Here is a 25,012-nt window from a genome sequence, read left to right as displayed (position 1 = left end):
TTGAACGTCGAAATAAACGGTCCTAAAATACTGGGTTATTTGTTCGGCAATACCAATCTGCCGATCACGGAGACCATGAGAAACTCATGGATCATCATGGCGTTTATCCTGTTCCTGTGTATCTTTTTAACACACCGCATGCAGAAGATCCCCAAAGGCAAGCAGGCACTGGCCGAAAAGGCGGTGCTGATGATCGACGGTCTGGTCGAGAGCACGATGGGAGAAGGCTGTCAGGCTTTCTCGCCGTACATTATGACGCTGATGATGAGCTCGCTGTTCGGTTCACTGGCCAGCCTGTTCTGGATGCGCTCTACCACGGCAGACCTGAACACCACGCTCGGCTGGGCGATCATCACGTTCGCGTTGATCACGTTCAATAAGATCAAGTACGGCGGCATCAAGGGCTACCTGAAGGGGTTCCTCGAGCCGATCTTCGTCATGGCGCCGCTCAACGTGCTCAGCGAGATCGCAACGCCGGTCTCCATGTCGTTCCGTCACTTCGGCAACATGGCAGGCGGCCTGGTTATCACCACGCTCATCATGGGCGCACTCAAGGTGCTGTCTAATGCGGTATTGGGTTTCCTGCCCGATAATATCGCGCTGCTGCAGATCGGTCTGCCCGGTGTGCTGTCGCTGTATTTTGACTGCTTCACGGCCTGCATGCAGGCGTTCATCTTCAGTATGCTCACCATGGCTTATGTAGGCGACGCACGCAGCAGCTGACGTGAAGAAAAAACAAATTCCAATTTCGTTATCTGAATTAGGAGGAAGAAAAGTATGGATCCCAAAGCATTCGTAGCAGGTATGTCCGCTCTTGGTGCAGGTATGGCAATGATCGCCGGCCTTGGCCCTGGTATCGGCGAGGGTTATGCCGCCGGTCAGGCGTGCTCCGCAATCGGCCGTCAGCCGGAGGCACAGGGCGATATCACCCGTACCATGATCCTTGGTATCGCAATGGCAGAGTCCACCGGTATTTACGCGCTGGTTATCGCGCTGATCCTGCTGTTTGCCAATCCGTTCGTTGGCCAGTTTTAATTGGAAGAGCCAATATCCCAACTGTCTGCGGCGCTTTGCGGAAAAATTGCGCGGGAACTTCGTTGCGGCACCTTGCAATACACAAAGTATTGCTGCGGCACCGCGCCTTGTTCGCACACAATTTTATCTTGCAAATCGCTCTTGCCAGTTGAAATATTGCCTCTTCATAGACCGCGCGTATTGAGCGGTCTATGATTGAAAAGACGAAACGGATTCTTCCGTTTGGGAAGGAGGTAAACCAGTGACAGCAGCATTATATGAAGCGTTTGTCAGCATCGGCTGGTGGGAGATCCTCGTGACGATGTGCAACACGCTCATTACGTTCCTGATCATCAAGAAGTTTCTGTACAAGCCGGTGCGCAAGATGCTCGCTGCTCGCAGCGAGGAGGTACAGTCCATGTACGCCACCGCCGAGAAGGCGCAGAGCGAGGCCGAGCAGATGCGCAGCGAATACACCGAGCGTCTGTCCAAGGCGAAGGAGGAGGCTGCCGAGATCGTCGGCTCCGCTACCCGCCGTGCCGCAGAGCGCAGCGATGAGATCCTGCGCGAGTCCTCGCAGCAGGCATCCGCTATGGTCAAGAAGGCCGAGCGCGTCATCGAGCAGGAGCGCATCAAGGCGCACAAGGAACTCAAGGATGAGGTTGCGGATCTGTCCGTGATGATCGCCTCCAAGATCGTGGAGCGCGATGTAAAGCCGGAGGATCACGAACGCTTTATCGAAGACTTTATTGACAAGGTGGGGTGAGCAAACATGGCGGATATGGTAAGCGAGCGCTACGCACTGAGCCTTTACGAGGTCGCGCAGGACGAGAAGCAGGAAAAGCTGTATCTCGATCAGCTGACCGAGGTGTGCGCGGCGTTTGACAGCGAACCGGATTTCCTCAAAATGCTCACAACGCCCTCTATCGCGGCGGAGGACAAGCAAAAGGTCCTGAAAGCCGTGTTCGAGGGACGTATCGAGCCTTTTCTGCTCAATTTCCTGATGCTCGTAACGGATAAGGGCCGCATCGGTCTTATCCACGAGATGTGTCAGGCATATAAGGAGCAGTATTATTTTGAAAACGGCATCGTAGAGGTGCTGGCGGTCACGGCGGTGCCGATGAGTGCGGCGCTGACCGACAAGCTGCGCGGCAAGATGGAACAGGTTACGGGTAAAAAGGTAGAGCTGAAATGCTCGGTCGATCCGAGTATTATGGGCGGCATCGTTGTGAAAGTCAACAACGAGCAGTTCGATACCAGCCTGCGCACCCGTCTGGAAGAGCTTGCAGCACGGTTGACCGGTACACAGGAAAGCAGGTGATTTTTATGGAATTGCGCTCCGAAGAGATCAGCAGCATTATCAAGGAGCAGATCACGCATTATCAGAGCCAGATCAAGCTGACCGACGTAGGTACTGTCGTTACCGTCGGTGACGGTATCGCGCATATCCATGGCCTTGAAAACTGCATGGCAGGCGAGCTGCTCGAATTCCCGGGCGGCGTGCAGGGCATGGCGCAGAACCTGGAGGAAGAGCTGGTCGGCGCGGTTATCCTCGGCTCGGATCAGAACATCCGCGAGGGTGACACGGTAAAGCGCACCAAGCGAATCGTGGAGGTCCCGGTCGGTGAAGCCATGCTGGGCCGCGTTGTCGACGCACTCGGCAAGCCTATCGACGGCAAGGGCGCTATCGAAACCAAGGAGAGCCGTCCGATCGAAATGCCCGCACCGGGCATCATCGAGCGAGCTCCCGTTAATGTGCCGCTCCAGACCGGTATCAAGGCGATCGACTCCATGATCCCGATCGGCCGCGGTCAGCGTGAGCTGATCATCGGTGACCGTCAGACCGGCAAGACCGCGATCTGTCTGGACACCATCATCAATCAGAAGGGCACAGGCGTTATTTGTATCTATGTAGCAATCGGTCAGAAGCGTTCGACCGTTGCACAGGTTGCAGAGACGCTTGCTGCCAACGGCGCGATGGATTATACCTGCATCGTCGCCGCAACCGCATCCGAGTCTGCACCGCTGCAGTACATTGCACCGTACGCGGGCTGCTCGATCGGTGAATTCTTCATGCACAAGGGCAAGGACGTTCTGGTCATTTACGACGATCTGTCCAAGCACGCGGTAGCTTACCGTGCACTTTCCCTTCTGCTTCACCGTCCGCCAGGACGTGAGGCTTATCCGGGCGACGTATTCTATCTGCACTCTCGTCTGCTCGAGCGTGCAGCGAACATCCAGAACGGCGGCAGCCTGACCGCACTCCCGATCATCGAGACGCAGGCAGGCGACGTTTCGGCATATATCCCGACCAACGTAATCTCCATTACCGACGGTCAGATCTTCCTCGAGACCGAGCTGTTCAACTCCGGTATCCGTCCGGCGGTAAACCCGGGTATTTCGGTATCCCGCGTCGGCGGCAACGCGCAGATCAAGGCAATGAAAAAGGTAGCCGGTACGCTCAAGCTGGCGTACTCGCAGTTCCGTGAGCTGCAGGCGTTCTCGCAGTTCGGCTCCGACTTGGACGCGGACACCAAGAAGCGTCTGGAACAGGGCGCGCGCATCGTAGAGGTGCTCAAGCAGCCGCAGAACAGCCCGATTCCGGTCGAGAAGCAGGTTATCATCATCTATGCCGTTGTTTCGGGCGCACTGCTTGATATTCCGGCAAATCAGATCGGCGAGTTCGAGAAGGAGCTGTTCTCCTTCGTGGACAGCGTTTACGGCGACATTCCGGAGTCCATCCGCACCACCGGCAAGCTGGAGGATGATGTGAAGGAAAAGCTGACAAAGGCAATCGAGGAATGCAAGAGTAAGTTCCTTTCCGAGCACTAACGCGAAAGGGAGGGACTGAAAATGGCTTCCGGAAATATGAAGGACATCAAGCGCCGTATCAAATCGGTGCAGTCCACCATGCAGATCACCAAGGCGATGGAGCTGGTCGCGTCCTCCAAGATGCGCCACGCGAAGGAGCGTGCGCTCGGCGCAAGACCGTACTTCAACGCCCTGTACCAGACGATTACGCGTCTGGCGGGTGCAACGCGCGGCAGCGAATCGGTTTATACCAGACCGCGTGAGGTCAAGAACAGCCTGTACATCGTCATCGCGGGCGACCGCGGACTGGCAGGCGGCTACAACGCCAACCTGTTCAAGCTCGCCGCTGCCGAGATGCAGGGCAAGCAGGCGCAGGTCATCACCATCGGCAAAAAGGCGCAGGAGCATTACGCAAAGCGTCCGGTAACGGTGGCGGCGGACTATCCCGGCATTGCCGAGACCATGCGCATCAGTGATACGCATCCCATCGTGGAGGACATGCTGAAGCTGTTCCGCGAGGGCAGGGTGGACGAGGTTTTCCTGTGCTATACGGAGTTCATTTCTCCCTTGCAGCAGGAGCCGAAGTGCCTCAAGCTGCTGCCCGCGCACTTTGACGCGGCAGACAAGCAGCCGGCAGGCGCCCATGTTCTGACCGAATACGATCCCTCGCCGGAGAGCGTGTTTGATGCAGTCATTCCGGAGTATCTGTACGGCGTGTTGTACGGCGCGGTAGTCGAAAGCTACTGCTCCGAGCAGTCGGCGCGCCGCATGGCAATGGAGGCTGCGTCGGATAACGCGGGCGAGATGATCGAAAATCTGAATCTGTCCTACAACCGTGCGCGTCAGGCAGCGATCACACAGGAAATTACGGAGATCGTGGCCGGCTCGGGCGAGGTAGGAGCTTAATCGAGAGTGGAGATAGAAGAGTGGAGAGCGGAGATACCTCTCGTCTCTTCACTGTGAACTCTGCACTCTTCACTCTTTTCACAAAAGGGAGTTTTGCCAATGAGTGAGCAGAATATTGGCACCGTTGTCCAGATCACCGGACCGGTGCTTGACATTAAATTTGCCGCTGACGCGCTTCCGAAGCTGCTGAATGCTATTACGATCGACAACCACGGTCAGATCATCACGGTCGAGGTTGCGCAGCACATCGGTCAGGATACCGTGCGCTGCATCGCAATGGAATCCACCGACGGCTTGGTGCGCGGCATGAAGGCAGTCGATACCGGCAGCCCGATCACGGTGCCGGTAGGCGACAAGAACCTCGGACGTATCTTCAACCTGCTCGGTCAGCCGGTGGACAACAAGCCGGCGGTCGAGGGCGAGGAGCGCTGGCCGATCCATCGTCCGGCGCCGTCCTACGAGGAGCAGCAGTCCACGACCGAGATCCTCGAGACCGGCATCAAGGTCGTTGACCTGATCGCGCCGTTCGCCAAGGGCGGCAAGATCGGTCTGTTCGGCGGCGCAGGCGTCGGCAAGACCGTTATCATCATGGAGCTGATCAACAACATCGCAAAGCAGCACGGTGGTATTTCGGTATTCACCGGTGTAGGCGAGCGTACCCGTGAGGGCAACGATCTGTACAACGAGATGCAGGAATCCGGCGTTATCAACAAGACTGCGCTGGTTTATGGCCAGATGAACGAGCCGCCCGGAGCGCGTATGCGCGTTGCACTTTCCGGTCTGACCATGGCGGAGTATTTCCGCGATGTCGAGGGTCAGGACGTGCTGTTGTTCATCGACAACATCTTCCGCTTCACGCAGGCTGGCTCGGAGGTTTCCGCGCTGCTCGGCCGTATGCCGTCTGCCGTAGGCTATCAGCCGACGCTGGCAACCGAGATGGGCGCACTGCAGGAGCGAATCACCTCGACGAAGAAGGGCTCGATCACGTCCGTACAGGCTGTTTATGTGCCTGCCGATGACCTGACCGACCCGGCTCCGGCTACCACGTTCTCGCATCTGGATGCAAAGGTCGTTCTGTCGCGTGATATCGCATCCATGGGTATTTACCCGGCGGTTGATCCGCTGGATTCGTCCTCGCGTATCCTGTCGGCGGACGTTGTCGGCAAGGAGCATTACGAGGTTGCCCGTGCGGTGCAGTCCATTCTGCAGAAGTACAAGGATCTGCAGGATATCATCGCCATCCTCGGCATGGATGAGCTGTCCGACGAGGACAAGCTGACCGTTGCCCGTGCCCGTAAGATCCAGAACTTCCTCTCGCAGCCGTTCCATGTTGCAGAGCAGTTCACCGGTATGGCGGGCAAGTATGTGCCGGTCGCTGAGACTATCCGCGGCTTCAAGGAGATTCTTGAGGGCAAGCATGACGATCTGCCTGAGTCGGCGTTCCTGTTTGCCGGCACGATCGACGAGGTAGTGGAGAAGGCTAAGAAGGGGGCATAATATGGCTACCTTTCATCTCAAGGTGCTCACGGTCGATAAGCAGTTTTTCGACGGTGAAGTGGACCGTATCGTGGTTCGCACCTCACAGGGCGATGTCGGCATCCTGCCGAACCATGTGCCGTATGTTGCGGCGCTCGGCACCGGCGGCCTGACCATTATCCGGAACGGCGAACGCCGTGTAGCGGCGGTTTCGGGTGGTTTTGTGGATGTTTCGGCAGAGCAGACGGTCGTGCTGGCGCGTACCTGCGAGTGGGCCGACGAAATCGACGTTGCCCGTGCCCGTGAGGCCGCAGACCGTGCGAAAGCGATTCTGCAGAAAAAGGCCGGCGACCGTGAAATGGATATCGCACAGGGCAAGCTGAAAAAGGCGGTAAACCGTATTCGCATCGCGGAGAGCAAATGATACAATTTCCGGCAGAGGAATTGTATCAGCATTACTGAATAATTCGGCATATTGACCGAATATAAATCCCTCGATTTGATTGAATCGGGGGATTTTTTGTGCTATAATAGCCGCTGGAAGACAAAGAAAAATTCTCTGCCGAAATGAAATGGGGGAATTTCCATGAAACGAGCGCACGGGCAGATGTCGGAATCGCTGCTGCTGGGTGCACTGCTGGCTATGGCCGGCGGTTTTTTTGACGCATATACCTATCTCTGCCGCGGCAAGGTGTTTGCTAACGCGCAGACCGGCAATATTGTCCTGTTCGGCGCGAATATTGCCGAGGGCAACTGGCTGCGGGCAGCCGAATATTTCCTGCCGATTCTGGCGTTCGCACTGGGCGTTGTGGCGGCGGAGATTGTCAAGCGGCGGTACAAAAAACGCCAGAGCGACATCAACATCCACTGGAGACAGATTGTCGTGCTGGTCGAGATCGTGCTGCTGATTGCAGCGGCATTCCTGCCGCAGACGCTGAATACCACGGTCAACATCATGATCTCGTTCATCTGCGCGATGCAGGTCGAGTCGTTCCGCAAGGTGCGCGGCAGCGCATTTGCAACCACGATGTGTACAGGCAACCTGCGTTCGGGCACCGAGCAGCTTGTAATCTGGGCACAGACCGGCGACCGGAATGCGATCCGCAAAACGCGCAACTATTACTCAATCATCCTGTTTTTTATCCTCGGCGGTGCGATTGGCGCACTGACAACCGCGAGAATTGGCGAAAAAGCGCTGCTGCTGACCTGTATCCCGCTGAGTCTGGTCTTTGCAGTCATGTTTGTCGAGGAAGAACATACGCTCGAGGCGGAGGAGACCGCCGGAAAGGAACGGTAAACCATGTCGATCAAACTGATCGCCGCAGATATGGACGGCACGCTGCTGTCCAGCCGTAAGCAGCTGCCCAAGGGCTTTTTTCCGCTGGTGCGCACGCTGAAAAAGATAGGCGTACGCTTCGCGCCTGCATCCGGACGGCAGTATTACAACCTGTACGAGCAGTTCGGCGAGATCGCGGACGAGCTGATGTACATCAGCGAAAACGGCGGCATGGTGTGCGACGGACGCAAAATCGTGTCGTTCGAGGCCATGCCGCAGCAGCTGGTGTGCGCGGCTGTGGAGCTGGCGCGCGGTCTGCCGAATGTGCACGCAATCGCGTCCATGCGGGACGGCGCGGCCTACGAGGACGACGATCCGGTGTTCGTGGAGAACATGGCGATGTACTACGCACGTCGCAAAAAGGTGCCTGATCTGCTTGAAGCCGTGCAGCAGGAGCCGGTGTGCAAGGCGGCACTTTTCTGCAAAAATGCAGCGGAAACCAACGTGCTGCCGTACTATCGGCAGATGTTCGACGATAAGCTGCAGGTAGCACTCTCCGGCGCGGACTGGGTGGATTTGATGCGCCTGGGGCTGAGCAAGGGCGTGGCCGTGGGCGTTATGTGCGATAATCTGCACATCACACCCGCGCAGTGCATGGCGTTCGGCGATTATCTGAATGATGTGGAGCTTCTGCGCTCGGTGGGCGAGTCCTACGCGATGGCGAATGCACATGAGCGGCTCAAGAAGGTCGCAAAGCATGTTTGTCCGTCCAATGATGAGGACGGCGTGTGCCGCACGATCCGCAGCGTGCTGGCGGTGGAATAAACAGCGAAACCCGGGAATCGAAGGATTCTCGGGTTTCTTTTTGAATTAGGCTGTATTTGTATTCTGTTTGGAGACTTGAATATAAATAAGAGAGAATAAATTGAATGTGGAATAAGAATGCGGTTTCGAGAACGATTATTCGAGGGTCAGCTTCTTGTCGGTCAGGAAGGACTCCTTGCAGCGGAAGGCGATCTTGGTGGACTGGGTGCCGTCGATAACGCCCGGAGTTGCCTTGCGGCCGGTTGCTACGCAGTCGCAGAATTCCTCAATCTCAGTGATGTATGCATCGTGCCAACGGGTGATGAAGTCCTGATAGCACTCGCGGCATACGCCGTGCTGGCTCATAACCTCTACGAGAGAGTCGGTCGGAACGGAAGCGATACGCAGCGTGCCGCGGGTACCAACGATTTCGGTCTCAACATGAGAGCCGTGAGCTGCTGCACGACCGGCAAAGAAGAATGCCATAGCATCGTTTTCCATCTTCATCAGGCCGGAAACGTTATCGCCGTCGTCCCAGTCCTTGTACTGCTTGAACTCGTAGCAGCCGCCGGTTGCCCACAGCTCCTTGACCTCGGAGCCGGTCAGCCAGCGAATCAGGTCGAAGTCGTGAATGGACATATCGATGAACTGACCGCCGGAGCGCGGAGCGTACTCCAGGGTGCCCTCAATGATGGAGATCGGGTCCTGCGAGTAGCAGCGAACCAGAATAACATCACCGATGTCGCCGTTCTCCATCTTCTTCTTGGCTACCTGATAGGAGTGGTCATAGCGGCGCATGAAGCCCAGCATAAAGGTCAGCTCCGGGTGAGCGGCGATGATGGCCTCGGCCTCCTTGCACTTTTCAACCGTGTCAGCCAGCGGCTTTTCGCAGAAAACGTGCTTGCCTGCGTCCATCGCAATCTTGATCATCTCAACGTGAGAAGCGGTGTTGGTGATGATGGCAACGGCCTCAACGTTCGGGTCAGCGCACAGATCCTTCGGGTCGTTGTAAACGGCGGTTACGCCCAGTTCTTCAGCGACCTGCTTTGCGCGGTCGAAGTTTGCGTCTGCGATAGCTACCAGCTCCGAACCCGGAACGCGGTTTGCAATGTTGCAGGCGTGCTCATAACCCAGACGGCCTACACCGATGATACCAATCTTCAACTTTTTCATAGTAATACCCTCCTTTGTGATCTTTTCTTACTCTTTTTATTAAGGCAACACCGCACAATTAAAGCTGCGGCGCTTTGCGGAAATTTTGTGCCCTGACTTTGTTGCGATTTCACGGTAATACGTCAAGTATTACCGCAAAACCGCGCCTCGTCAGTACGCAAAATTTACTCGCAAATCGCTCTTGTCCAATTATGCGGTATTGCCTTGAAAATAATGGGTTAACTTACAGTCCGGTGTGCTCCTTGACGTAGGCGCGGGCCATGCGGGCGTACTCGAGCGGATTTGCGATAGCCGGATCCTGCTCAGCCTCTACGACCAGCCAGCCCTCGTAGTTGTACTCGTCGAGCAGCTTGAATACGGTCGGGAAGTCTACGCAGCCTTCCGGGTCGCCGGGAACGGTGAACACGCCTTCCGGAATCGAACGGAGGAAGCTCTTGTTCTCGGCGTAGCACTTATCCATTGCAGGCTTGCGGACATTTTTGAGATGGACATGACCGATGCGGTCGTGGTGCTTCTTGAGAATTTCGATCGGGTCCTCGCCGGAGAAGGTGAGATGACCGGTATCGTAAATCATGCTGACGTACTTCGGGTCGGTCATAGCGAGCATACGGTCGATTTCGTCGGTCTTCTGCACGGTAGTCGTCATGTGATGATGGTACACGATCTTCATGCCGCTGTCATAAGCGATCTTGCCGAGGTGATCCAGACCCTTGGTCAGTACCTCCCACTCATCGTCGTTCAGCACCTTCTTGTTGGAAAGCGGAGTGTTCCACTGATGCTGAATGGAGAACGACTGATCGGACGTGTTGATAATCGTAGCGCCGATCGACTTCAGGAAGTTCATGTGGTCAACGAACGCACGCTCGTTCTGCCACATCGGCAGTTCATTTAAGTAGGTGCTGATCCAGCCGGTGATGGCGGAAATACCGCGGCGGCCAAACTCCTTATTCAGAATCGCCGGATCACGCGGGAACTGGCAGCCGATCTCGGTGCCAACATAACCGGTCAGAGCGATTTCACTGATCGTCTGCAGGAAGCTGTTTTCAGCACCCATCTCCGGCATGTCGTCCTCGGTCCATGCAATAGGCGCGATACCGATTTTAACCTTTTTGGGATCTAACATAATGCTTCGTCCTTTCATTCTTGTTGTATCTCACAACTGAGCTGTGAGATTCTTTCTTCTCTTTGTGCTTATAGTTTAGCAGATATGGCGAACGGTTTCTTTTAGATTCTTGGCTTGATTCAAAAAACGGAAACTTTTTTTCGGACACCCGAAAATCCCATATATATAATATATTAGAGGTAAAAGCGGCGGTAAAAATGCACAGTATTTTTTCGGAGCGGGTTTGAGGCTGTGCGCTTGTTTTTATAAATCCTGCTTTTTGCCGGTCGGAGACCGGCGAATCGGCAGGTTTGCGAAAGCTGAAAAACCGCAGAGAAACATACGGAAGATTCTCGGTCGGATATGCTATACTATAAATAAGCGAGAACAAAAAACAAGAATCTGCAAATAGCAAGAATTTATAATTATTCTCAGCCCGACCGCAAAAAAGCACGATATACGGCGGTCTGCAAAAGCAAATATGTGCTAGCGCACAACGGACCCGTGTGCTATACTTTTATAAGAGTAAAATCACCGTCAGAGAAAGAGAGGAGCTGCAAAAAACTATGCCGAAGGCAAGCCTGAACGTACAGTGCTTTGTAGAGAAGGAAGTTAAATCAATTTTTGAGGGGGAGAATCAGCCGAAGCTGCTTTACGTCAGTGAAATCCGACCGGATGCCAGTGCGCATCCGCGTGTCATGCATGCGCATGAGGATTTTGTCGAGCTGATTCTTATTTGCAGCGGTTCAAGCGAATACCTGATTCACGATAAAAAAGTCATCATCAAGCCGGGTGATCTGCTCGTATACAACGCAGGCGTGGTGCACGACGAGGTTTCCGGTCCGAATATGGAAGTCGGCAGCTACTGCATTGCCGTCGGCGGGCTGCATATGCCCGGTCTGCGCGAAAACGCACTCATTCCGGATGATGCGGGCTATGTATTCCCGACCGGCAAGTATTTCGCTGATCTGCACTGCCTGTTTGAAATGATGTTCCGCACCCTGTCGGCGGGCGAGCCGAATGCTGAGTTGTTCTGCAGTTCGCTGATGCACGCGCTGCTGATGTCGGTGCTGACGGTCACCGCCGGTTCTCACGCGGAGTCGGAAAAGCCGCTGGAGGAGCCGCACATTCTCGGCAGACGGATTAAGGAATATATTGACAAGCATTATATGGAGCCGATCACGCTGCAGAGCATGGGTGAGGCGCTGCACATCAGTCCGTATTACTTATCGCATGTTTTCAAGCAGATGAGCGGGTATTCGCCCGTGCAGTATCTGCTGCGCCGCCGCATCGGTGAAGCACAGACGCTGCTGATCACGACCGACCTGTCCATCACGCGTATCGCAGAGATGGTGGGATATGACACGCAGAGTTATTTCAATCTGCAGTTTACCAAAAACGTCGGCATGCCGCCGAATAAGTTCCGGCAGAATTATATTGTGTCCACCGGCATCGAGGAGAAGCCTAAGCGCAAACGCAAGTAAAAAATCCCTGTACAGAGTGAGAATTCTGTGCAGGGATTTTTTAATGAGGAAAACTGCGGAAAAAAGCATTCTCGTGTACAGAACGGGCGGTTTGCTGCGGGAGTTTTTGTACGCATATTCCATCCAAAATCCGCATAGAATTTCGTGAAATGGGGTCATGCTGTGCGGGTCAGAAAAGGAACGATTTTATACGCAGCAGGCGTGCTCGCGTGCGGAAATGTGCTGCTGCAGGTGCTCGGATTTGTCTATCGCGTGGTGCTCAGCCGCTTTGCGGGTGCGGAAGGTCTGGGCGTGTATCGGTTGGTCAATTCGGTGTATTTAGTATTGAATGCAGGCTGTCTGTCCGGCGTGACAACGGCGTGTTCGCGGCTGAGCGCGGCGTGCGAAGCAAGAGGGGAGAGCAACCGGTTAGGCGCGGTTTTGCGGCTGGCGTTCCGCGCCTTTTTTGCGCTGAGTGCGGCCTGCACAGCGGTGGTTCTGCTGTGCGGCGATGGCATCGCGGCAAACCTGCTCGGTGACGGACGCTGTGCGCGCGCGTTTCCGTACATGCTGCTGTGTCTCGCACTCACCGGCGTGGAAAATATTTTTAAATCGCTGTTTATCGGACTGGAAAGGGTGCAGTACACGGCCTGCTCCGAGGTCGGTGAGCAGCTTATCCGCATATTCGCGGTCAGCTTTCTGCTGTACGAATATGGCAGCGGTGACTATGGCAGAATCGCCATGCTCATCTTTGCGGGCATGGTGTGCAGCGAAGTGTTCAGCGCACTTTTCCTCACGCGGCTGTTCCGACGAAATATGCGGCATATTCGCTTTACAAGGCCGGATAAGGAACTTTACGGTCAGTTTTTCGGCATTGCCGCGCCATTATCCGCCTCGGCGCTGATCGGCAATATGCTCGGCTCGGCAGGCGCCGTCCTGCTGCCGCAGCGCCTGATGGCGGCCGGTCTGGACTATGAGCAGGCGCTGTCCGCGCTCGGCGTGATCTCGGGCATGGCCATGCCGCTGCTGCTGTTTCCGGTCGCGTTCGTCAGCTCGGTCTGCACAGCGCTGCTGCCTGCCGTTACGGCAGCGCAGGCGGTCGGTGAGCAGGCACGCGTGCGTGTTTTGACCGGCCGTGCCGTTACGACTGTAGGTCTCATCGGCATGCCGGCAACTGCTGTTCTCGTGCCGCTGGCACCGCAGCTGAGCGAGATGTTTTTCCGCCAGCCACTCACCGGCGGCTACGCCGCGCTGCTCGGCGCGGCAGCCGTGGCGGCCTACTACCAGATGGCGACCGGCAGCCTGCTCAATGCGCTCGGCCTGCAAAGGTGGAACGTGGCAACCGCCATCTCTGCGGAGCTGTGCCAGCTTGCGTTGCTGTACCGCTGGTGCGCAAGGCCAACGCTCGGCATTTACGGCTACCTGCTTGCCATGTTTTTGACCGGAGCGAGCGCCGCTGCGGTCAACCTTGCCATCCTGCACCGACGGACAGCGTTCCGCCTGAAACCCTTCCGGCGGTTCGGCGTGCCGCTGCTCTGCAGCGCTGCGGTTTTTCTGTGGACTCGCTTTTTCGCGCAGACGTTCGCCTGCCGGTTTGATAACACCGTGACCGCCCTCACGGCAGCACTCGTGTCGGCTATCATACTGTATTTGCTCGTGCTGAGGCTGCTCGGCATCCGTCTCGGGCGGTATCTGGCACATCGCGTGGAAAATCCGGCAGTCCTTCCGGTATTCCTGTGGTAGGAAAATAGAGAAGTGCTATCAGCGTGAAGATTGGAGAAAGGGTAACGGGTTGCCGCTGTGCAGGCGCCGGCTTTTCTGCTGCAGGAATAAAAAATGAAAACAGAGCGCTTCACAGCAGTGAAACGCTCTGTTTTTGTATGAGTATCATCGGATTTGCGTGCTCCGGAGCTTCCTGCAGTCATTGCTCGGAAATCCGGATGAAGCAGTTCTGCAGCAGCCGGAGATGATTCGCACAGCGGGAACTTCTCGGTGAATACATGATTTGTCTGTTTTACGCAGTTTTCCGGCCGATTTCACAGGGAATACTATTTACTACTTGAATAGTACGGATTTTTGCGGTATACTATAAACAAACAAAAAGCAACAGGAGGCTACTATCATGGCTGCTATTACGAAGAAGTCCACCATTGGTGAGGTTCTGAATATGAACATCGAGACCGCTCGTTTCTTTATGGAAATCGGCATGCACTGCCTCGGCTGCCCGGCATCTCAGGGCGAGAGCATCGAGGAGGCCTGCATGGTACACGGCACCAATGCAGATGAACTGGTTGCCAAGCTCAACGCTTTTCTGGGCGAATAAGTCGAGTGAGTAAGAAAATTAGAGCTGGCATTGTTTGCCGGCTCTGTTTTTTTGGAGTTTTACATGGAAAGTATGATTTTAACACCGCGGCTGGCCTGTATGGCGGCTCTGGTGCCGCAGAATGCTCGATTGGCGGATATCGGAACGGATCACGGCAAGCTGCCGATCTCACTGCTGCTGGATGGGCATATTGCATCGGCTATCGGCTCGGATATCCGTTCAGGACCGCTGGCACATGCGGAGCGCAATGCGAAAGAGCATAACGTATCCCTGTCCCTGCGGCTTGCGCCGGGCCTGGAGGCCGTACGGGCGGAGGAATGCGACACCGTAACAATCGCAGGCATGGGCGGCCAGACCATCGCAGAGATTTTGACTGCTGCACCGTGGACCGCCCAAGGTGACCATCTGCTGCTGCTCCAGCCGATGACCATGATTGCCGAGCTGCGCCGGTGGCTGTACGCGCACGGCTACGCCATCGAGCGTGAAACGCTGTGTCGCGAGGACAGACGGCGTTACGTCGTTCTCAGCGTACGCGGCGGTGCACCGAAGCGGGAAATACCGCTGAGCGAATGTGCGGTTTCTCCGGCCTTGCTGCGTGCAGAGGGGGCTGCCGATTATCTTGAGCAGCTCTACCTGCGGGAGAAAAAGGCACTGGACGGCATGGAACAGGGCGCATCGGAGAACAAGCGTCTCGCGTACCAGCGTGCGCTGGTGCAGTGCATCCAATCTGCAAGGGAGGAACTGAAATGACGACAGTTCAGGATATTTTGACATTTATGGAGGGCCTTGCTCCTTACGAGCTGGCGGAAAGCTGGGACAATGTCGGCCTGCTGTGCGGTGATCGTGCGCAGGAGGTCACGAGCGTGCTTTGTGCGCTCGATGTGACAGAAACGGTTGTGCAGGAAGCGGCTGAGCGCGGTGCGCAGCTTGTTGTCGCACACCATCCGGCGATCTTCACCTCAGTCAGCCGCGTGACATCGGACGATACGACCGGTCGAGTGCTGCGTTACGCGATCAAGCACGATATTTCTATTATCTGCATGCATACCAACGCAGACTGTGCGGAGGGCGGTGTCAATGACGCACTCGCGTCCGCGCTGTTCCTCACCAACGTGGTGAGCATGGAGGCAGGCGAGAACGGCATGCTCGGTCGTGTGGGCGATCTGCCGCGCGAAATGCAGCCGCGCGAATTTGCACTCTATGTCAAGGAATGCCTGCGTGCGGGCGGTGTGCGCTTCTGTGACGGCGGCAAGCCGATCACGCGCGTAGCGGTCGGCGGCGGTGCCTGCGGCAAGCTGATGGACTATGCAGTCGCAGGCGGCGCACAGGCGTTCGTCATCGGCGACTGCAGCTACGATCTCATGCAGCGTGCGCAGGCCATCGGTCTGTCTCTGGTGGATGCGGGACACTTCCCGACCGAAAATCCGGTTGCGGCCGTGTTCGCCGATAAAATCACAGCCGCATTCCCGCAGGTGCTTACCGAGGTTTCCGAGCGGCACGCGGACTGTATCCAATTTGTTTAAGGAAGAATTGATATGCCATTAGATGCGATCTGCCTGCGGGCAGTGACAAATGAACTCAATAACGTACTGGCAGGCTGTCGTGTAGAGAAGGTCTATCAGCCGGACCGCGATGAAATCGTGCTGCAGACACGCGGCGGTCAGGGCGGTCCGCGCCGACTGCTGCTGTCGATCGCGGCAGGCTCGCCGCGCGTGCATTTCATTGACGCGGCTCGAGAGAATCCGGCGGCGCCGCCGATGTTCTGCATGCTGCTGCGCAAGCATGTGCAGGGCGCAAAGATTGCGGCAGTGAGCCAGCCGGCGGTCGAGCGTATGCTCACCATCGAACTGGATACGACGGATGAAATGGGTGTGCCCTGCAAAAAGCACCTCATCTGCGAGCTGATGGGCAAGCACTCTAACGTCATTCTGTGCGGCGAAGATAACCGCATTATTGACGCTCTGCGCCGTGTAGACGGCGACCTGTCCGGCAAGCGACAGGTTTTGCCCGGTCTGTTTTACCGTATGCCGCCCGCACAGGACAAGCACGACCCATTCACGGTTTCCGGCACGGGACTTGCCGCCGCCGTATCGCAGGCCGAGGAAGGGCAGACGCTCGACCGTTGGCTGCTCAGTCAGCTTCTGGGTTTTTCGCCGCTGCTCTGCCGCGAGCTGTCCTTCCGCGCTACCGGTGACGCAGCCAAGCCGATCGCACGCATGACGGACGAGAACCGTCAGCAGCTCGGCAAGGTGTACGACGATTTCATGTCGTATGTCGAGGATGACCGAGCCAAGCCTTTCCTGCTGACCAAGGTCGAGGACGGTGCGGTGTTCGACTTCACCTTTCTGCCGGTGACGCAGTATGAGGGTCTGATGAATGTCACGCAGGCAGACAGCTTCAGTGCGCTGCTTGCAGCCTTCTTTGAGAAAAAGGGCAAGGTTGAGCGGATGCAGCGCCGCACCGGTGATTTGCACAAGACTGTCACAAACGCGCGTGACCGTGTGGCCCGCAAGCTGGCGGCGCAGAAAAAGGAACTCGCGGCTACACACAACCGTGAGCAGTACAAGCGCACCGGTGAGCTCATCACCGCGAACCTGTATCAGCTGGAAAAGGGTATGAACAAGGCGAAAGTGGTCGATTACTACGCAGAAAACTGTCCGGAGGTCGAGATCACGCTGGATGTTCGCCTGACGCCGCAGCAGAACGCACAGAAGTATTTCAAGCTGTACAACAAGGCCAAGACCGCCGAGGAAGTGCTCACACAGCAGATCGAACAGGGCACAGCTGAGCTGGATTATCTGGAAAGTGTCCTCGCTGCTCTCAGCGAAGCCGAAAACGAGCGTGATCTTGCACAGCTGCGCGAGGAGCTCACGCAGTCCGGTGTGCTCTCTGCCAAGCAGACGCGCAACAAGAAGCTGCGCGGCAAGCCGGTGCAGGCCAAGCCGTTCCATTATCGCACGAGCGACGGATTTGACGTGTTTGCGGGAAAAAACAATCTGCAAAACGATCTTTTGACACTCAAAACCGCGTTCAAGAGCGATATCTGGTTCCACACGCAGAAGATTCACGGCTCGCACGTTATCCTCGTGACGGACGGCAGGGAGCCGACTGATGAGGCCATGACCGAGGCTGCCATGATCGCAGCGTACCATTCGCGAGGACGCTCGTCCTCTCTGGTGCCGGTGGACTATACGCCGGTTCGCCAGGTGAAAAAGCCTGCGGGCGCGAAGCCGGGCATGGTCATCTACCATGTGTACCAGACCGCGTATGTCACGCCGGACGAAGCCGAAGTAGAAAAGCTCCGCGTAGAATAAAAATAAACCGCTCTCGAACTTTCAAGAGCGGTTTTTACACGAAAAAAGGGATTCTGTCAGAAACAGAATCCCTTTTGCTTTACTTGTGGGATGCGATAACGTCGCTCATGTCGTACATGCCCGGCTGGGTGCGCTCGGCCATGAAAGCGGCTGCATCAACCGCACCGACCGCGAAAACCTCGCGGGACAGGGCGGTGTGCTTAATCTCGATGATCTCATCGCGGCCGCAGAACAGCACGCTGTGCTCACCGACGATGGTGCCGCCGCGGATGGCGGAGATACCAATCTCGTGTGCCGGACGCTTTTCGCGGCGCTCGTGACGGTCGTAAACGTACTCCGCGTCATAGGGGAGTGCGCTCGCAACTGCGTCAGCCAGCATGAGAGCCGTGCCCGAAGGAGCATCCAGCTTCTGGTTGTGGTGCTTCTCAATGATCTCCACGTCGTATTTGTCACCCAGAACAGCGGCGGACTGCTTGAGCAGCTCGCTCATCAGGTTGATGCCGAGCGACATGTTGCCCGAACGGAATACTGCGATTTTTGCAGAAGCCGCACGAATACGGTCCAGCTGCGCCGCAGAGTGACCCGTGGTGCAGATAACGACCGGCATGCCGTGCTGCTCGCAGTAATCGAGCAGGCGCTCGGTAGAAGCGGCGTTGGAGAAGTCGATGATTACATCGCATTCGCCGGTAAACTCAAACGGATCGGCAAAAATCGGGAAACCTGCATACTGCACCGTATTGATATCAAATCCCGCAACGATCTCCATACCTTCTCTGCCGCTGACAATGTCGTTGATGACATGGCCCATACGGCCGCAGCAGCCGGAAAGTGCAATTTTCAACATCTTTTTATAGCTCCTTTAGATCTTGCAGCCGGCGTTTTCCAGCTCGCGCTTGATGTACGCGATGTGCTCCTCGCTCGGCTCAACCAGCGGCAGGCGCAGACCGCCGACCTTCCAGCCGAGCAGCTCCATAGCCTTCTTGACCGGAATCGGGTTGACTTCGCAGAACAGTGCATCGATCAGATCGTGATACTGCAGCTGCAGCTTAGCAGCTTCCGGATAACGGTTGTCGAGGCACAGCTGAGTAATGTCGTGTGCAACCTGCGGTGCTACGTTGGACAGCACCGAGATAACACCCTTGCCGCCAAGAGACATCAGCGGGACGATCTGGTCGTCGTTGCCGGACCATACGTTCAGGTTGTCGCCGCACTTCGCCATGGTTTCAGCCAGCAGCGAGAAGTTGCCGGAAGCAGCCTTGAGGCCGTTGATATTCGGGTGCTTAGACAGCTCATACAGGGTATCGGCGGTGAAGGAAACACCGGTACGGCTCGGTACGTTGTACAGAATGACAGGCAGATCGCAGCAGTCTGCGATTGCGGTGTAGTGTGCGATCAGACCGCGCTGCGTAGTCTTGTTATAGTACGGCGTAACCGACAGACCGGCATCAGCGCCGCATTCAGCTGCAAACTTGGTCAGCTCAATGGCGTATGCGGTGTCGTTGGAACCCGTGCCGGCAATGACCGGAACACGATGGTTGACATACTCACAGCACCAGGCAATGGCTTCGCGATGCTCCTTATCGTGCAGGGCAGATGCCTCACCGGTGGTGCCGCAGACAACGATGGCATCCGTGCCATGTGCAATCTGGTGGTCGATAATCTTGCCGAATTCTTCGTAATCGACCTCACCGGTGGACTTGAACGGCGTGATAATAGCAACCGCAGCACCGGTAAAAACAGGCTTCTTCATAATAAAACGGTGACCTCCTTAACGGTCCATGTAGCCTTCGGCGCAAAGCAGCTCTGCCATCAGAACAGCGCCGCCTGCTGCGCCGCGCAGAGTGTTGTGCGACAGGCTGACAAACTTGTAATCAAAAATGGTATCTTCACGCAGACGACCGATGGAAACACCCATACCATTCTCAAGGTTGCGGTCCAGCTTGGTCTGCGGACGGTTATCCTCTTCAAAGTAAGTAAGGTAGTGCTCCGGAGCGGACGGCAGGTTCAGTTCCTGTGCGCGGCCCTTGAAGTTGTTCCAGCGCTCGATCATAACTTCCTTGCTCGGCTTGTTCTTAAACTTGACCGAAGCGGCAGCCATGTGACCGTCAGAGCATGCAACGCGCAGGCACTGTGCGGAAATAACCGGAGTGGTCGCAGACTCGATGTGGTCGCCCTCGATGTGGCCCCAGATCTTCATCGGCTCCTTTTCGCTCTTCTCTTCCTCGCCGCCGATGTACGGGATAACGTTGTCTACCATCTCGGGCCAAGTCTCAAAGGTCTTGCCGGCACCGGAGATTGCCTGATAGGTGCAGACGGAAACCTCGGTCGGCTCGAAGTCCATCAGAGCGGACAGCGCCGGAACGTAGGACTGGATAGAGCAGTTGGACTTAACGGCGATAAAGCCGCGCTTAGTGCCCAGACGCTTGCGCTGTGCCGGAATGATCTCGGCATGGTCAGCGTTGATCTCCGGAATGATCATCGGAACATCCGGGGTACCGCGGTGAGCGGAGTTGTTGGAGCAAACCGGGCACTCGAGCTTTGCGTACTTCTCCTCAAGGGCGCGGATCTCGTCCTTCTTCATATCTACTGCGCAGAAGATGAAATCAACCTTGGAGGCAATCTCCTCTGCGTCGGCAGTTGCGTCGTACATAACCATGTCCTTGTACTTGCTGGGCATCGGAACGGTCATCTTCCAGCGGCCCTCACAAGCCTCGGCATAGGTCTTGCCCTTGTTTCGGCCGGATGCAGCGAGTGCTACGACGTCGAACCACGGGTGGTTTTCCAGCAGCAGGGTGAAGCGCTGACCGACCATACCGGTCGCGCCGACGATGCCTACTTTGTACTGCTTCATGTTTATCAAATCCTTCCAAAAGGTATTCTAACAAAGAAATTATGTGATGAAAAACATACAGAAAGAATATCCAGAGGTGACTTCGGATGATTCGGCAAGAGCAATTTTCCGCAAAGTGCCGCAGACGAATTGTACAGAGTTACCTCAAAAGAAAAATACCGGTTGAAAAACCGGTATGATCTATACTATAATAGAGGGAGCGGAACAAACCGCTGCACTCTAAACAGAATAGCTCTCCACCGGCGTTTCCGCTGATGACAGACGCTGGGATATTTTCCGACGGCGTCCAGCACGGCCTTTCCGCAACAAGCACCGGCTTCGGCGGAGGTCCCTTTCCCGGGTGATTATCGGGTCTGCGGACCCTTCCAACCGGTACTGATGAAAACCGCACCTCTATCTGTATTGATACTTTCGCTTTTTATTTTAGAATATACCCTTGAGTTTGTCAATAAGAACAAGGCGAAACAAGGATAAAAAATAAAACAGGAGTTGATAAAAATGAAAAAGCTGTTATCCATGCTGCTTTGCGCCGTGATGACGGTCACCTGCATCGGTGCTGTTCCGGCACATGCAGCGAGCAGCGATACACGCCTGCGTGTCGGTCTGACGATCAGCGGCGCTTCCACCTTTGCTGCGCCGCAGCTTGAAAATGTCAGCGGCTACAGGACCGGCTACACGGTCGGCACCGTCAGCGGCACCGCGTTCTCCGGCAGCAAGTCGATCACGAGCAGTGCGCTGACCGTCAAGCTGGTGAACGATGCCTTTCAGGTCAGCGATACCGACAGCGGCTCGGTGCTGTATACGTCCGCAGCGGGTGCAGACCATATCGCCATTCGTCCGAACAGCACGCTGACGTGGTTCAAGGGCTACAAGTGGTACGGCGATTTTGTGTACCGCCGTGCATCGAACGGCAGCATCACTGTTATAAACTATGTGGGTGTGGAGGATTATGTGAAGGGCGTGCTGCCGTATGAGATCGACCCGGACTGGCCTGCCGAAGCGCAGAAGGCGCAGGCAGTGTGTGCTCGTTCGTTTGCACTCGGCACACACAAGCACGGCAGTGATTACGATCTGTGCAACACCACGAACTGTCAGGTGTATCTGGGCGCCAACCGCGCGACCGAGGCCTCGGATGCCGCAGTGAACGCCACCAAGGGTGAAACGCTGTCGTACAACGGCAGCTCGGTCATCGGTTACTTTTATTCGTCGGACGGCGGCGCAACCGAGGACGCAGCGAACGTCTGGGGCGGCGATTACGCGTACCTCAAGGGCAAGATTGACCCGTATGAGGACCCGAACAAGGACAAGTGGACGGTGACGCTCACCGCAGATGAGATTCAGCAGAAGGTGAATGCCGCAGGCTACTCCATCGGCAAGGTAGCAAATGTGCAGGTCACAAAGCACACCGCGACCGATAACGTAAACGAAGTCACCGTGACGGATACGAGCGGCAAGTCGGTTACGATTTCCAGGAGCAGCGTCCGCACAGTGTTCGGTCTCAAGAGCATTCGCTACACGATCACGCCGGTCGGCGGCTCGGGCAACAAGACCAGTCTGCAGGTCAAGGCTTCGACGCATAACGTCAAGGTCAACGGCAAAACCGTATCTCCGCAGGGGTATTACATTGTAAACGGCACGCAGTATGGCAACAATTATTTCAAGCTGCGCGATATTGCATATCTGCTGAGCGGCACCAAAGGTCAGTTCAACGTCCGCTGGGATAAGGAGAATGAACGCATTCTGCTGACCTCCGGCACGGCGTATGAGACCGTTGGCGGCGAGCTTGCGGATTCGTCCACGGCGGTGGAGAAAATCGGCAAATCCACCTCGACGATTGTGTTCGACGGCGAGGAGACCACACTGGACGGCTACATCATCAACGGCAACAACTACTACAAGCTGCGCGATATCGGCAAGTCGATTGGCTTTGACGTTGACTTCGACAACGCAAGCAGCACTGTGCTTGTCAAAACCACAAGTGACTATTCCGGCGATGACGGGGACACAAACAGCGGTAATTCGGGCAATACCGGCTCGAATACCACGCCGACCGTTACCAATCCGACCAGTTATACGTTCAGCGGCTCAGGCTGGGGACACAGCGTCGGCATGAGTCAGTGGGGCGCTTACGCAATGGCGCAGAAGGGCTTCACCTATGACCAGATTCTGAAATTCTACTTTACCGGCATTGAGATTGCCGAGTAATCTATAAAAAAACACGCAAGGGAGGAAAAACGGCAGGGGCGCTTAGGCGATATTGTCTTAAAAGCGTCCTTGCCTTTGTGATGAAGAAAAGCGATTTTTATTTTGACTTGCCCGAACGCCTGATTGCCCAGCATCCGCTGGAGCAGCGCGACGCGTCCCGCCTGATGGTGCTCGACCGCAGGGACGGCTCGGTGACACACCGCCATTTCCGCGATCTGCTGGAGTACGTTCAGCCGGGCGACTGCATGGTGTTCAACAATTCCCGCGTCATTCCGGCGCGCCTGATGGGTCACGCTGTCGGCCATGTTACGCCGATCGAGGTGCTGCTGCTGACCGACAAGGGCGACGGCCTGTGGGAATGCCTGACGCGTCCGGGCAAAAAGACCCGCACCGGCGTAGAGCTGACCTTCGGTGACGGCCTGCTGACCGCAACCGTTGAGGCTGTTCAGCCGGACGGCAACCGCCTGATCCGCTTCCACTATGAGGGCATTTTCCTGGAAATCCTCGACAAGCTCGGCACCATGCCGCTGCCGCCGTATATCAAGGAGAAGCTGGATGATCCCGAACGCTACCAGACGGTTTACTCCAAAACACCGGGCTCTGCAGCTGCACCGACCGCCGGCCTGCACTTCACGACCGAGCTGCTTGACGCGCTGAAAGCCAAGGGCGTAAAACTGGCGTTCGTGACGCTGCATGTCGGTCTGGGTACGTTCCGCCCGGTCAAGGAGGATGAGATCACCGACCACATCATGCACTCCGAGTATTATATCATGGACGAAGAGACCGCGGGGATCATCAACGATACGCGTGCCGCAGGCGGCAAGATCTGGGCGGTCGGCACAACAGCCAGTCGCACGCTGGAGACCATCGCGGCTGACGACGGTACCGTGCGCGCACAGTCCGGCTGGACGGATATTTTCATCTATCCGGGCTATAAATTCAAGGCAGTCGATCATCTTGTGACCAACTTCCATCTGCCGGAGAGCACGCTGATGATGCTGATTTCGGCATTTGCGACACGAGAAATGGTCATGAATGCGTATCAGGAAGCCATTAAGGAAGAATATCGTTTCTTCTCGTTCGGTGATTCGATGCTTTTGTACTAATAAAAACAGGATAAGAGGGAATTATGGAAATCGGAAAATTTAACCTAATCAAAACCGAGGGCCGCGCCCGTCGCGGCGAGTTCTGCACGGCACATGGCGTGGTACAGACGCCGGTATTCCAGAATGTCGGCACAGCGGGTGCCATCAAGGGTGCGGTTGACGCGTTCGACCTCAAGGAGCTTGGGTGCCAGATTGAGCTGTCCAACACCTATCATCTGCACGTCCGTCCGGGCGACCAGATCGTCAAGCAGATGGGCGGTCTGCACAAATTCATGCGCTGGGACGGTCCGATGCTGACCGACTCCGGCGGATTTCAGGTGTTTTCGCTGGCGACCCTGCGCAAAATCAAGGAGGAAGGCGTAACCTTCCACTCGCACGTTGACGGCCGCAAGATTTTCATGGGACCGGAGGAGAGCATGCGAATCCAGTCCAACCTTGGCTCGGACATTGCGATGGCGTTCGACGAGTGTATCGAGAACCCCGCGCCGCGTGAGTATGTTAAAAACTCCATTGACCGTACCACGCGCTGGCTCAAACGCTGTAAAACCGAGCTTGACCGTCTGAACACGCTTCCGGATACGGTAAACCCGCACCAGCTGCTGTTCGGTATCAATCAGGGCGGCACTTATGACGACCTGCGTATCGAGCACATGGAAGCGATTGCGGAGCTGGACCTGCCGGGTTATGCCATCGGCGGTCTTGCCGTCGGTGAAAGCACCGAGGTCATGTACCATATTCTCGATGTTGTTCTGCCGCATGCGCCCGAGCATAAGCCGCGCTACCTGATGGGTGTCGGCACACCGAGCAACATCATTGAAGGTGTCGCTCGCGGCATTGATTTCTTCGACTGCGTTATGCCGACCCGCAACGCGCGTCACGGTCATCTGTTCACGCATAACGGCATCCTGAACATTATGAATGCCAAGTACCAGACCGATGACCGTCCGATCGAAGAAGGCTGTCAGTGCCCGACCTGTCAGCGGTTCAGCCGCGCCTATCTGCGCCACCTGCTCAAGAGCGGTGAAATGCTGTCTCAGCGGCTGCTTGTCATGCACAATCTGTGGTTCTACAACCACCTCATGCAGGAAATCCGCGACGCACTCGATAACGGCACATTCGAGGCTTACCGCGCAGAATACAGCGAAAAAATGAGCAAACGCATCTGACTCGGATGCAAACCCAAGCGCC

The 25,012-nt window shown here is 56.1% G+C and carries 24 protein-coding genes and 1 riboswitch; of the genes, 19 read left to right on the top strand and 5 right to left on the bottom strand.

Features of this window, described 5'->3' with window-relative positions:
• The 10 genes from PG722_RS08625 (at position 1) to PG722_RS08580 (ending at position 8,308) form a co-directional block, all read left to right on the top strand.
• Positions 1 to 723, top strand: coding sequence for a F0F1 ATP synthase subunit A (locus tag PG722_RS08625; RefSeq protein ID WP_270580287.1), 723 nt, complete (start codon positions 1 to 3; stop codon positions 721 to 723).
• Between the two features lie 54 nt (positions 724 to 777).
• Positions 778 to 1,035, top strand: coding sequence for an ATP synthase F0 subunit C (gene atpE, locus PG722_RS08620; protein WP_110436663.1), 258 nt, complete (start codon positions 778 to 780; stop codon positions 1,033 to 1,035).
• 241 nt (positions 1,036 to 1,276) lie between these two features.
• Entirely contained in the window at positions 1,277 to 1,780 is a 504-nt protein-coding gene (atpF, locus tag PG722_RS08615) for a F0F1 ATP synthase subunit B (protein ID WP_118359616.1), read from the top strand.
• Between the two features lie 6 nt (positions 1,781 to 1,786).
• Positions 1,787 to 2,335: an ATP synthase F1 subunit delta gene (gene atpH, locus PG722_RS08610; protein ID WP_270580286.1), complete on the top strand. Its 549-nt coding sequence runs from the start codon at positions 1,787 to 1,789 to the stop codon at positions 2,333 to 2,335.
• 5 nt (positions 2,336 to 2,340) lie between these two features.
• Complete coding sequence (gene atpA / locus PG722_RS08605; protein WP_118359612.1) at positions 2,341 to 3,846, top strand: F0F1 ATP synthase subunit alpha; 1,506 nt, start codon at positions 2,341 to 2,343, stop codon at positions 3,844 to 3,846.
• 21 nt (positions 3,847 to 3,867) lie between these two features.
• A complete protein-coding gene (gene atpG / locus PG722_RS08600; protein WP_117750883.1) occupies positions 3,868 to 4,731 on the top strand; it encodes an ATP synthase F1 subunit gamma in 864 nt (287 codons plus the stop codon).
• A gap of 99 nt (positions 4,732 to 4,830) precedes the next feature.
• Positions 4,831 to 6,228 carry a F0F1 ATP synthase subunit beta gene (gene atpD / locus PG722_RS08595; RefSeq protein WP_117750882.1) on the top strand — a complete coding sequence of 466 codons (1,398 nt, stop codon included), beginning with the start codon at positions 4,831 to 4,833 and terminating at the stop codon, positions 6,226 to 6,228.
• 1 nt (position 6,229) lies between these two features.
• Positions 6,230 to 6,631: an ATP synthase F1 subunit epsilon gene (gene atpC, locus PG722_RS08590; RefSeq protein WP_117490615.1), complete on the top strand. Its 402-nt coding sequence runs from the start codon at positions 6,230 to 6,232 to the stop codon at positions 6,629 to 6,631.
• A gap of 162 nt (positions 6,632 to 6,793) precedes the next feature.
• Positions 6,794 to 7,504, top strand: coding sequence for a YoaK family protein (locus PG722_RS08585; RefSeq protein ID WP_270580285.1), 711 nt, complete (start codon positions 6,794 to 6,796; stop codon positions 7,502 to 7,504).
• A gap of 3 nt (positions 7,505 to 7,507) precedes the next feature.
• On the top strand, positions 7,508 to 8,308 hold the full coding sequence (locus PG722_RS08580; protein ID WP_270580284.1) for a Cof-type HAD-IIB family hydrolase: 801 nt from the start codon (positions 7,508 to 7,510) through the stop codon (positions 8,306 to 8,308).
• 135 nt (positions 8,309 to 8,443) lie between these two features.
• Here the strand turns inward: PG722_RS08580 and PG722_RS08575 are convergent, their stop codons facing one another.
• Both PG722_RS08575 and iolE read right to left on the bottom strand, forming a co-directional pair.
• Entirely contained in the window at positions 8,444 to 9,460 is a 1,017-nt protein-coding gene (locus tag PG722_RS08575) for a Gfo/Idh/MocA family oxidoreductase (RefSeq protein ID WP_116705252.1), read from the bottom strand.
• Between the two features lie 223 nt (positions 9,461 to 9,683).
• A complete protein-coding gene (iolE, locus tag PG722_RS08570; RefSeq protein WP_110436673.1) occupies positions 9,684 to 10,583 on the bottom strand; it encodes a myo-inosose-2 dehydratase in 900 nt (299 codons plus the stop codon).
• Between the two features lie 545 nt (positions 10,584 to 11,128).
• Here iolE and PG722_RS08565 point away from each other — a divergent pair.
• From PG722_RS08565 to PG722_RS08540, 6 genes are all read left to right on the top strand, one after another.
• The gene (locus PG722_RS08565; protein ID WP_270580283.1) at positions 11,129 to 12,046 is read left to right on the top strand and encodes a helix-turn-helix transcriptional regulator; all 918 of its coding nucleotides are present in this window, start codon (positions 11,129 to 11,131) and stop codon (positions 12,044 to 12,046) included.
• A gap of 144 nt (positions 12,047 to 12,190) precedes the next feature.
• The gene (locus PG722_RS08560; RefSeq protein WP_270580282.1) at positions 12,191 to 13,768 is read left to right on the top strand and encodes an oligosaccharide flippase family protein; all 1,578 of its coding nucleotides are present in this window, start codon (positions 12,191 to 12,193) and stop codon (positions 13,766 to 13,768) included.
• A 379-nt stretch (positions 13,769 to 14,147) separates the two neighbouring features.
• Positions 14,148 to 14,348 (top strand): DUF1858 domain-containing protein, encoded by a 201-nt coding sequence (locus PG722_RS08555; protein ID WP_110436676.1) that lies wholly within the window; start codon positions 14,148 to 14,150, stop codon positions 14,346 to 14,348.
• A gap of 63 nt (positions 14,349 to 14,411) precedes the next feature.
• Complete coding sequence (locus tag PG722_RS08550; RefSeq protein ID WP_118645685.1) at positions 14,412 to 15,098, top strand: tRNA (adenine(22)-N(1))-methyltransferase; 687 nt, start codon at positions 14,412 to 14,414, stop codon at positions 15,096 to 15,098.
• On the top strand, positions 15,095 to 15,871 hold the full coding sequence (locus PG722_RS08545) for a Nif3-like dinuclear metal center hexameric protein (protein ID WP_116705256.1): 777 nt from the start codon (positions 15,095 to 15,097) through the stop codon (positions 15,869 to 15,871). The genes PG722_RS08550 and PG722_RS08545 overlap by 4 nt, the downstream gene beginning before the upstream one ends.
• 12 nt (positions 15,872 to 15,883) lie before the next feature.
• Positions 15,884 to 17,662, top strand: a complete 1,779-nt coding sequence (locus tag PG722_RS08540; RefSeq protein ID WP_270580281.1) for an Rqc2 family fibronectin-binding protein — start codon at positions 15,884 to 15,886, stop codon at positions 17,660 to 17,662.
• Between the two features lie 79 nt (positions 17,663 to 17,741).
• On the opposite strand, the gene dapB is transcribed toward PG722_RS08540, so the two are convergent.
• From dapB to asd, 3 genes are read right to left on the bottom strand one after another with little or no spacing between them, the layout of a single operon-like run.
• Entirely contained in the window at positions 17,742 to 18,506 is a 765-nt protein-coding gene (dapB, locus tag PG722_RS08535) for a 4-hydroxy-tetrahydrodipicolinate reductase (protein WP_270580280.1), read from the bottom strand.
• 15 nt (positions 18,507 to 18,521) lie between these two features.
• Entirely contained in the window at positions 18,522 to 19,412 is an 891-nt protein-coding gene (gene dapA, locus PG722_RS08530; RefSeq protein WP_270580279.1) for a 4-hydroxy-tetrahydrodipicolinate synthase, read from the bottom strand.
• A gap of 18 nt (positions 19,413 to 19,430) precedes the next feature.
• On the bottom strand, positions 19,431 to 20,513 hold the full coding sequence (gene asd, locus PG722_RS08525; RefSeq protein WP_270580278.1) for an aspartate-semialdehyde dehydrogenase: 1,083 nt from the start codon (positions 20,511 to 20,513) through the stop codon (positions 19,431 to 19,433).
• A 221-nt stretch (positions 20,514 to 20,734) separates the two neighbouring features.
• Positions 20,735 to 20,917: riboswitch (Lysine riboswitch) on the bottom strand.
• A 94-nt stretch (positions 20,918 to 21,011) separates the two neighbouring features.
• Between asd and PG722_RS08520 the strand changes: the two genes are divergently transcribed.
• The 3 genes from PG722_RS08520 to tgt all read left to right on the top strand — a co-directional run bounded on the left by PG722_RS08520 (position 21,012) and on the right by tgt (position 24,990).
• Positions 21,012 to 22,718 carry a SpoIID/LytB domain-containing protein gene (locus tag PG722_RS08520; protein ID WP_270580277.1) on the top strand — a complete coding sequence of 569 codons (1,707 nt, stop codon included), beginning with the start codon at positions 21,012 to 21,014 and terminating at the stop codon, positions 22,716 to 22,718.
• 80 nt (positions 22,719 to 22,798) lie between these two features.
• Entirely contained in the window at positions 22,799 to 23,824 is a 1,026-nt protein-coding gene (gene queA, locus PG722_RS08515) for a tRNA preQ1(34) S-adenosylmethionine ribosyltransferase-isomerase QueA (protein ID WP_161273941.1), read from the top strand.
• Positions 23,825 to 23,847: 23 nt separating this feature from the next.
• Positions 23,848 to 24,990: a tRNA guanosine(34) transglycosylase Tgt gene (tgt, locus tag PG722_RS08510; RefSeq protein ID WP_118761531.1), complete on the top strand. Its 1,143-nt coding sequence runs from the start codon at positions 23,848 to 23,850 to the stop codon at positions 24,988 to 24,990.
• Positions 24,991 to 25,012: the final 22 nt, after the last annotated feature.

Source organism: Butyricicoccus sp. OF27-2pH9A, from assembly GCF_027693185.1.
Lineage (GTDB): Bacteria > Bacillota > Clostridia > Oscillospirales > Butyricicoccaceae > Agathobaculum > Agathobaculum butyriciproducens.
This window is presented reverse-complemented; position numbering and strand designations above follow the sequence as displayed.